This window comes from Cupriavidus sp. WS, assembly GCF_000395345.1.
GTDB lineage: Bacteria > Pseudomonadota > Gammaproteobacteria > Burkholderiales > Burkholderiaceae > Cupriavidus > Cupriavidus basilensis_B.
Genome location: NZ_AQPL01000001.1, coordinates 19347 through 27987 on the forward strand (window position 1 = coordinate 19347; position 8641 = coordinate 27987).

An 8641-nucleotide genomic window follows, 5' to 3' on the forward strand; every position below is an offset into this window, starting at 1 on the left:
CTCACGCGCGCCGGCCGCGCCGCCGGCGCCACAGCACCGCGTAGACCGCCGCGTTGAGCAGCAGCACCAGCGCGCCCAGCACGAACTGCGCGTGGCGCGTGAGGCCGTCCGGATAGATCAGCGGCATGACGTAGTGCTGCACGAAATCGCCGCCGTAGGCCTGCTGCCCGGCGCGCTCGCGCAGCGCATTCTCCAGCGGCGTGAGCGGGCAGATCCAGCCGCTCCACTCCACCGCCACGCCCCACGCCGCCGCCGGCAGGTGCAGCCACGCCAGCCGCGGCCAGCGCAGCACCAGCACGCCGCCGAACGTCACGAACAGGATGAAGGCCAGATGCGCCAGCACCACCGCGTCGGCCAGCCACGCCGCCATCATGGCGCGTGCCGTCCGGTCCAGTAGCCCGGCGCCGCGAAGGCGGCCTTGAGGTGCTCGATGAAGAAACGGATCTTGGCCGGCACCGGGCGCTGCTGCGGGTACACCGCGAGGATGTCGTAGTCCGGCAGCGCGTAGTCGTCCAGCACCGTGATCAGCTCGCCGCTCTCCAGCTGCGGCAGGATCTCCCAGGTGGAGCGCCAGCCCAGCCCCAGGCCCTCGCCGGTCCAGCGGTGCAGCAGCTCGCCGTCGTTGCAGTCCAGGTTGCCGTTCACGCGCACCGTCACCGTCCTGCCGTCCTGCTGGAAATACCAGCCGCGCTGCTGGCCGCCCTGCAGGTTGAACGCCAGGCAGTTGTGCTGCGCGAGGTCGTCCAGCGTGTGCGGCACGCCGTGGCGCGCGAAGTAGGCCGGCGTGCCGCACACCACGCGCTTGTTGGTGGCCAGCCTGATGGCGACGAAGTTCGGATCGATGGCGCCGCCGATGCGGATGCCCACGTCATATCCCTCGCGCACCAGATCCACCACGCGGTCGGTCAGGTTGAAGGAAATCTGCACCTCCGGGTTGGCCGCCAGGAACGCCGGCGCATGCGGCGCCACGTGCTTGCGCCCGAACGCCGCCGGCGCCGACACGATCAGGTGGCCGGTGGCCTTGTGCTTGCCCTCGGCGATCAGCATCTCGGCGCGGTCCAGGTCCGCCAGCGCCTTCTTGCACTGCTCCATGAACGCCGCGCCCTGCTCCGTCACCACGATGCGGCGCGTCGAGCGGTGCAGCAGCTTCACGCCGATGCGCGCCTCCAGCGCATTGATGCGCCGCCCGATCATCACCGGCGTCACGCCCTGCGTGAGCGCCGCCGCGGCCATGCTGCCGTGTTCCACCACGGCGATGAACGCCTCGATCTGTTTGAGTTTGTCCATGCTCGTCCGTCTCCTGCCCGCCATTGTGGCGCATTTGGCGCAGGCGGCGCGCGCAGGGGTCAGCGCGGCTTGGGGCGGAACGGCTTGATGACGTATTTTTCGCCGTGCGCGGCGCAGTCGTCGGCGATTGCGTGCCACCACGCGTGCGTCTCCAGATAAGTGCTGCCGTTGATGTCGTCCCGCGTCGCCACCGTGTCTTTGCCCAGGCGCAGGTTGCGGCGTGCCATCGTCAATTGCTTCTCGCGCGTGTCCTTGTAGATACTGCCGTTCCACAGGATGTTGGTCTTCTGCTCGCGCCAGTTGACCCAGACCTGAAGTACGCCATCGGGCCATTCGTAACCGACGACGCAGAAGTGGTTGGTCACGCGGTTCTTCCCTTCGATAGCGACGCGGTTGCGGATCGCGCGCTCGGGATTGAGGAAATAGGGATTTCTCGAAACCACGAAACGGCTCGCGGGAGTCTCTCCAAATGCGTCGGGCAGTGCCCTGGCCAGGCTCGGCCCGACGGGAAACGCGGCGAGCAGGAGAAGCGCGCTACCGAGATAGCGTCGCAGAGAATGTGCCATGAGTCTTATCTCTGTTGATACCGGTTGGCGCTTGGTAACGAAGCGCGTCTAGCGGTGCCGGATCGAGAACGGCTTGATGACGTATTTTTCGCCGTGCGCGGCGCAGTCGTCAGCGATGGAATGCCATCTCGCGTGCGTGACCAGATAGGTGCTGCCGTTGATGTCGTCCACCGTTTCCACGGTGTCCCGGCCGAGCTTGAGGTTGCGGCGCGCGGTGGTCAGTCCTGCCTCGCGCATGTCCCGGTATTCGCTTCCGTCCCAGAGGATGTTGGTCTTCTCCTCTTTCCAGTTCACCCACACCTGAAGATTGCCATCGGGCCATTCGTAACCGACGACGCAAAAATGATTGGTGACGCGGTTTTTCTTGTCGAACGCGACGCGTTGACGCATCGCTCGCTCGGGATGGAGAAAATATGGGCTCTTAGACACGACGAAACGCCCCTTGGGAGGACTGCCGAATGTCGCCGGAAGATCGTCGGCGGCATTCGACAGTGCAGGCGCGGCGAAGCACAAGGCAAGCAGGATGCAGAGAGTCGGCGAGACGGAAGAACGAAGTGTCATGTCATTGCCCTCTCAATAGCGGATCGCGTCGGAATGCCTCGCTCAGGGTGTAGAAATCATTCCCGCCTTCCGTGATGAATTTCACGAAATTCTTTCCCGGGGAGTCTTCGCCTGCCGTCCGCCACGCGTACAGTCCGGTAGGGCATGGATCTGTGCCGGGATTGCTGCCTCTGGCAACGGCGATCGCGTTCGTCATGAACTCGCGCATGGCAGCATGGCGCGAGTCCGTGGCGTCGTTTGCAATCTTCACAAAATCCCGAAGATTCTTTTCCTGAATGCCGCGCAGCGCGGGATATTGCTCAAACCCCTCCACCTGCTTCGGCGCCACGATCAGCGCAGCCAGCGTGCCCGCGTTGCCGGCGCCGAAGAACCTGGACCCGAACTTGAGCCGGTTGAGCAGCACATGCCGCATCCATTGCATCGACAGCAGCGTGCGCGACTGGGAAACGAAGCCCGGCTGGCCGGGGCCTTTGGCCTCGGCCAGCAGCAGGCGCGCCAGCATGCCGGTTTCGTCGCCGGCGGGCGGCAGGGCCAGCGCCGGTTCGAGCTGGATCTCGACGCCCTGCGTGGCGTGATCCGGCGCCCCGCCCTGCGTATGCGCGGTCAATGTCGCGCGCGTTGCGATGCGGACGTCGCCGATGTCGAGCTTGAGCTTTTGCTCGACGTTGCTGTCGCGCGCCGACACCACCGACACGCGCGCCGCCGGCGACGAGCTGGCGATGCGCAGGTGCTTGCGGTCGGGTCCGAGTCCCGACACCTTGAACCACAGGGTATTGCCGCCGATCAGGGTCATCCGGGCGGGCAGGCTGCTGCCGTCCATCCTGAGAAAACGTGCCATTCATTCTCCTGAAGTGCCGTGAAGTCGACACCGCGGATCAGGCTAGCGCGCACCGCGCGCCCGCTTGCTCAGGCCTTTCCCAACGCTGTTGCGGATATTTCCGTAATGCGCGCCATCTTGCGCGTCGTCTCGCCTCTTATCGCTTCTGATCGCGTGCCGGCAACGGCGAAGGCGAGTCCGGCGGCTGCATGGCGCGCAGCTCCGGTTACGACTTCAACGATCAGGGGCCGCTGCCGGATGCGGTTGGCGCGGGCCTATCTGGTGGCCTGATCGTCGACCTGCCCGGTGGCCTGATCGATGGCCGGTCCGTCGACGTGATCGATGGCCTGGCTGGCGGCCTGATCCGGCGACGCCAGGCCTTCCTCCTGGCGGTCCAGACTGTCCAGACTGTCCACGCTGTCCGGCGGCACCGGCGCCGGCGACGGCACGGCGGTCCGGACCGCTGCAACGGGTACGCCGCGCGCCGTCGCGGCGCCTGCCGGCACCGCGGCGCGGCCGAGCTGCGCGCTGATCTCCGCGGCCTCCGCCAGCACGTAGGCCAGCCGCCGCAGCGGCCGCGCCACCTGCAACTGCAGGAACACCACCAGCGCGGCGCCGGCCACGAAGGCCACGCCGTACAGCGACAGCAGCGGCACCAGGCTCGCGCCCTTGCGCGGCAGCTCCAGCAGGCCGGTGACGAGCATCAGCGCCAGCGGACTTACCGCCACCAGCAGCGCCGCGATCTTCGCCATGCCTTCCCACATGCGCAGATGCAGCTCGACGCGGCGGCCGCGCGCGCGCAGCGCCTGCGCCGGGATGCGCGCGAGCGCGCGCAGCAGCGCGCTTTCCGCGTCGTCGGGGCGGTCGATCTGCTCGGCCAGCGGCCCGAGCGGGTCGCGCAGCCGGCGCGCCAGCGCGGGCGCGTGGCTGAGCAGCACGCCGCCGAGCCCGGCCACGCTGCCGGCCAGCAGGCAGTAGAGCAGGCGCAGCAGCCACGGCGCGGGCGCCTGGTGCTGCGCGCGGGCGTAGAGCACCGCGCCGGCCACCAGCAGCGCCGCCAGCGAGCAGCCCCAGAACAGGCCGAACAGGCCGCGCTGCAGCCGCGCCGGATCGAGGCCGGCGTGGCGCGGGGCGGGAGTGTCGGACGGGGATGAAGGCTTGCGCTTGAGCGCGTCGAGCAGCTCGCGGGTGGTGGGGAGCCTGGTCAGCATGGCAATTCGGTTTGCGGTGAGTCATTTCCGCGCGCGGCGCCGGTGGCGCGCGCGCGTGCGCACATTGTCGCCATTTGGCGCGCGCGCAGGGATGCGCGGTGGCGCGGCGCGGGGCTTTTCCCGCAAATTCGGACGTATCGTTGCCGTCACACAACGTGCGGTAATCCCCCGTTGCGCGGCAGCGCAAATCACGTCCCGCGGCGCGATTCCATACTCGGAGTATCGAATCAACTGATCCCGCTTCCCTTTATCCCGCCCCGCCCGCGGGCATAGCATGGCCTCCAACAGTGAATCACCGCCATTCCCAGCATCCCGGCATTGCCCGGAACACATTGCAGGCACATTGGAGACAGACATGCCCAAGATGAGAGCAGTCGACGCGGCCATCGCCGTACTGGAAAAAGAAGGCATCACCACCGCGTTCGGCGTGCCCGGCGCCGCCATCAATCCGTTCTACTCGGCCATGCGCCGCGCCGGCACCATCGACCACTTCCTGGCGCGCCACGTCGAGGGCGCCTCGCACATGGCGGAGGGCTACACGCGCGCCGAGGCCGGCAACATCGGCGTGTGCATCGGCACCTCGGGGCCGGCCGGCACCGACATGATCACCGGCCTGTACTCGGCGTGGGCGGACTCGATTCCCATCCTGTGCATCACCGGCCAGGCGCCGCGCGCGCGGCTCTACAAGGAAGACTTCCAGGCGGTGGACATCGAGTCGATCGCCAAGCCCGTGACCAAGTGGGCCGTGACCGTGCGCGAGCCGGCGCTGGTGCCGCAGGTGTTCCAGCAGGCCTTCCACCTGATGCGCTCGGGCCGCCCGGGGCCGGTGCTGATCGACCTGCCGTTCGACGTGCAGGTCGCCGAGATCGAGTTCGACCCGGCCACCTACCAGCCGCTGCAGCCGTACAAGCCGAGCGCCTCGCGCGCGCAGATTGAAAAGGCCATCGCCATGCTCAACGCGGCCGAGCGCCCGCTGATCGTGTGCGGCGGCGGCGTCATCAACGCCGACGCGGCCGATTTGCTGGTCGAGTTCGCCGAGCTGGTCAACGTGCCGGTGGTGCCGACGCTGATGGGCTGGGGCGTGCTGGCCGACGACCATCCGCTGCAGGCCGGCATGGTGGGCCTGCAGACCTCGCACCGCTACGGCAACGCGACCCTGCTGGCGTCGGACTTCGTGCTCGGCATCGGCAACCGCTGGGCCAACCGCCACACCGGCAGCGTCGACGTCTACACCAAGGGCCGCAAGTTCGTGCACGTGGACATCGAGCCGACGCAGATCGGCCGCGTGTTCGGCCCGGACCTGGGCATCGTGTCCGACGCGAAGGCCGCGCTGGCACTGTTCGTCGAGATCGCGCGCGAGATGAAGATGGCCGGCCGCCTGCCGTGCCGCAAGAGCTGGGTGGCGGACGTGCAGAAGCGCCGCCGCACCATGCTGCGCAAGAGCGATTTCGACAACGTGCCGGTCAAGCCGCAGCGCGTGTACCGCGAGATGAACCGGTACTTCCCGCGCGACGTGCGCTACGTCTCCACCATCGGCCTGTCGCAGATCGCCGCGGCGCAGTTCCTCTCGGTCAACCAGCCGCGCCACTGGATCAACTGCGGCCAGGCCGGCCCGCTGGGCTGGACCATTCCCGCCGCCATCGGCGTCAAGGTGGCCGCGCCGGAATCCGACGTGGTGGCCATCTCGGGCGACTACGACTTCCAGTTCATGATCGAGGAACTGGCCGTGGCCGCGCAGTTCAAGGTGCCCTACATCCACCTCGTGGTGAACAACTCCTACCTCGGCCTGATCCGCCAGGCGCAGCGCAATTTCGACATGGACTACTGCGTGCAGCTCGCGTTCGACAACGTCAACGCGCCCGAGCTCGACGGCTACGGCGTGGACCACGTGAAGGTGGTCGAAGGGCTGGGCTGCAAGGCGCTGCGCGTGTTCAGGCCGGAAGACATCGCGCCGGCCTTCGCGCGGGCGCGCGAGCTGATGGCCGAGTTCTCCGTGCCGGTGGTGGTGGAAGTCATCCTCGAGCGCGTGACCAATATCGCGATGGGCACCGAGATCGACAACATCAACGAGTTCGAGCCGGTCGAAGACATCGAGGAAGCCGTCCTCGGCGAAGAGGCCGAGACGGCCTGACCCGCAACGCAAGCACACGGCGCGCGCTTGCGGGCGCGCGCGGATGCCATTTTTCCGGAGAGAAGACATGCCAAGACTGGCCGCCAACCTGACCATGCTGTTTACCGAAACGGGCTTCCTCGACCGCTTCGAAGCCGCCGCGCGCGCGGGCTTCCGCGGCGTGGAGTTCCTGTTTCCCTACGCCTTCCACGCCGACCAGATCGCGGACCGGCTCAACCGCTTCCAGCTCGACCTCGTGCTGCACAACCTGCCGGCCGGCAAGTGGGACGCGGGCGAGCGCGGCATTGCCTGCCACCCCGACCGCGTCGGCGAGTTCCAGGACGGCGTGGGCGAGGCGCTCCGGTACGCCAGGGTGCTGGGCGTGCGCCAGCTGAATTGCCTGGTCGGCATCCAGCCGCAGAACGTCAGGCAGGAACAGGCGCAGGAAACGCTGGTGGAAAACCTGCGCTTCGCCGCGCAGGCGCTCGCCGCCGAGCAGATCGACCTGCTGGTCGAGCCGATCAACACCTTCGACATTCCCGGCTTCTTCCTGTCGGGCACGCGCCAGGCGCTGGACCTGATCGCGCAGGTCAACGCGCCCAACCTCTACGTGCAGTACGACATCTATCACATGCAGCGCATGGAGGGCGAGATCGCCGCCACGCTCAAGGCCAACCTGCCGAAGATCAGGCACGTGCAGCTGGCCGACAACCCGGGCCGCAACGAGCCGGGCACCGGCGAGCTGAACTACCGCTTCCTGTTCCAGTGGCTCGACCAGATCGGCTACGACGGCTGGGTCGGCTGCGAGTACAAGCCGAAGACGACCACGGTCGACGGGCTGGGGTGGCGCGCGGAGCTTGGCGTGCAGTAAAGACCGCCGCTTGTTTGCGCCCCTCTCCCGCGAGCGGGAGAGGGGCCGGGGGAGAGGGCTGGCGCCTGCGAATGCCGCCGTGCGGGAAACAACCGCCGGCCCCGCTTGATGTGGCTCCTGGCCGAACCGCCCCTCTCCCCGGCTCTCTCCCCGTGAGGGGAGAGGGGGAACACCTTGCTTGGGCTGGCCCTGGCGGCTTGGGCCCCCTCAAAAAAAACCGCTGGCTTCATTTCATTTTTTCGCTCCAAGGAGACAACACATGGCAAACCAACGCAACGTCGGCTTCATCGGCCTGGGCATCATGGGCGCGCCGATGGCGGGCCACCTGCGCGCGGCCGGGCACACGCTGTTCGTGCATGACGTCAATCCCGCGCCGCAGGCGCTCGTCGAGGCCGGCGTCACGGTCTGCACCAGCGCCGAGGAAGTGGCCAAGCGCGCCGACATCATCGTCATCATGGTGCCGGACACCCCGCACGTCGAAGCGGTGCTGTTCGCCGACAAGGGCGTGGCCGCCGCGCTCAAGGCCGCGGGCAAGGACGCCGCGCACGGCAAGATCGTGGTGGACATGAGCTCGATCTCGCCGATCGCCACCAAGGACTTCGCCGCGCGCATCAACAAGCTGGGCGCGGCCTACCTGGACGCGCCGGTGTCGGGCGGCGAGGTGGGCGCCAAGGCGGCCTCGCTGACCATCATGGTGGGCGGCCCGCAGGAAGCGTTCGACGAGGTGCGCCCGCTGTTCGAGCTGATGGGCAAGAACATCACGCTGGTGGGCGGCAACGGCGACGGCCAGACCACCAAGGTGGCCAACCAGATCATCGTGGCGCTGAACATCCAGGCGGTGTCGGAGGCGCTGCTGTTCGCGTCGAAGGCCGGCGCCGATCCGGCGCGCGTGCGCCAGGCGCTGATGGGCGGCTTCGCCGGCTCGCGCATCCTGGAAGTGCATGGCGAACGCATGGTCAAGCGCACCTTCGAGCCGGGCTTCCGCATCGAGCTGCACCAGAAGGACCTGAACCTCGCGCTGCAGGGCGCCAGGACGCTCGGCGTGGCGCTGCCCAACACCGCCACCGCGCAGGAGCTGTTCAACACCTGCGCGGCCAACGGGCTGGGCAAGCAGGATCACTCGGCGCTGTGCCGCGCGATCGAGATCATGTCGAACCACGAGATCGCCAAGGGCGGCAAGTAAGCACGCCAGCGCGGCCTGCCGCGCCGGCAGGCCAG

9 protein-coding genes are annotated in these 8641 nt (G+C 67.9%); 3 read left to right on the plus strand and 6 right to left on the minus strand.

Annotated features, from left to right (window positions below; genetic code table 11):
- Position 1: 1 nt before the first annotated feature.
- The 6 genes from K206_RS0100115 to K206_RS37195 all read right to left on the minus strand — a co-directional run bounded on the left by K206_RS0100115 (position 2) and on the right by K206_RS37195 (position 4442).
- A complete protein-coding gene (locus K206_RS0100115) occupies positions 2-373 on the minus strand; it encodes a DUF2784 domain-containing protein (protein ID WP_020200373.1) in 372 nt (123 codons plus the stop codon).
- Positions 370-1287, minus strand: a complete 918-nt coding sequence (locus K206_RS0100120) for a LysR family transcriptional regulator (protein ID WP_020200374.1) — start codon at positions 1285-1287, stop codon at positions 370-372. Before K206_RS0100120 ends, K206_RS0100115 begins: the two co-directional genes overlap by 4 nt.
- A 59-nt stretch (positions 1288-1346) precedes the next feature.
- Positions 1347-1853, minus strand: coding sequence for a hypothetical protein (locus K206_RS37190; protein WP_231401513.1), 507 nt, complete (start codon positions 1851-1853; stop codon positions 1347-1349).
- Between the two features lie 48 nt (positions 1854-1901).
- Positions 1902-2414: a hypothetical protein gene (locus K206_RS0100130; RefSeq protein ID WP_029043046.1), complete on the minus strand. Its 513-nt coding sequence runs from the start codon at positions 2412-2414 to the stop codon at positions 1902-1904.
- A 1-nt stretch (position 2415) separates the two neighbouring features.
- Complete coding sequence (locus tag K206_RS0100135) at positions 2416-3252, minus strand: hypothetical protein (RefSeq protein WP_155887887.1); 837 nt, start codon at positions 3250-3252, stop codon at positions 2416-2418.
- 254 nt (positions 3253-3506) lie between these two features.
- Positions 3507-4442: a hypothetical protein gene (locus K206_RS37195; RefSeq protein ID WP_020200378.1), complete on the minus strand. Its 936-nt coding sequence runs from the start codon at positions 4440-4442 to the stop codon at positions 3507-3509.
- A 355-nt stretch (positions 4443-4797) separates the two neighbouring features.
- Here K206_RS37195 and gcl point away from each other — a divergent pair, with 355 nt between their 5' ends.
- From gcl to glxR, 3 genes are all read left to right on the plus strand, one after another.
- The gene (gcl, locus tag K206_RS0100145; RefSeq protein ID WP_020200379.1) at positions 4798-6573 is read left to right on the plus strand and encodes a glyoxylate carboligase; all 1776 of its coding nucleotides are present in this window, start codon (positions 4798-4800) and stop codon (positions 6571-6573) included.
- Positions 6574-6640: 67 nt separating this feature from the next.
- Positions 6641-7423 (plus strand): hydroxypyruvate isomerase, encoded by a 783-nt coding sequence (hyi, locus tag K206_RS0100150; RefSeq protein WP_020200380.1) that lies wholly within the window; start codon positions 6641-6643, stop codon positions 7421-7423.
- 259 nt (positions 7424-7682) lie between these two features.
- Complete coding sequence (glxR, locus tag K206_RS0100155; protein WP_020200381.1) at positions 7683-8606, plus strand: 2-hydroxy-3-oxopropionate reductase; 924 nt, start codon at positions 7683-7685, stop codon at positions 8604-8606.
- Positions 8607-8641 lie beyond the last annotated feature (35 nt).

Bases quoted from the DNA above. Each gene is read 5' to 3' on its own strand.
- K206_RS37190 (WP_231401513.1), bottom strand. From the start codon at position 1,853: ATGGCACATTCTCTGCGACGCTATCTCGGTAGCGCGCTTCTCCTGCTC.
- K206_RS0100120 (WP_020200374.1), bottom strand. From the start codon at position 1,287: ATGGACAAACTCAAACAGATCGAGGCGTTCATCGCCGTGGTGGAACAC.
- gcl (WP_020200379.1), top strand. From the start codon at position 4,798: ATGCCCAAGATGAGAGCAGTCGACGCGGCCATCGCCGTACTGGAAAAA.
- K206_RS0100135 (WP_155887887.1), bottom strand. From the start codon at position 3,252: ATGGCACGTTTTCTCAGGATGGACGGCAGCAGCCTGCCCGCCCGGATG.
- K206_RS0100130 (WP_029043046.1), bottom strand. From the start codon at position 2,414: ATGACACTTCGTTCTTCCGTCTCGCCGACTCTCTGCATCCTGCTTGCC.
- glxR (WP_020200381.1), top strand. From the start codon at position 7,683: ATGGCAAACCAACGCAACGTCGGCTTCATCGGCCTGGGCATCATGGGC.
- K206_RS0100115 (WP_020200373.1), bottom strand. From the start codon at position 373: ATGATGGCGGCGTGGCTGGCCGACGCGGTGGTGCTGGCGCATCTGGCC.
- hyi (WP_020200380.1), top strand. From the start codon at position 6,641: ATGCCAAGACTGGCCGCCAACCTGACCATGCTGTTTACCGAAACGGGC.
- K206_RS37195 (WP_020200378.1), bottom strand. From the start codon at position 4,442: ATGCTGACCAGGCTCCCCACCACCCGCGAGCTGCTCGACGCGCTCAAG.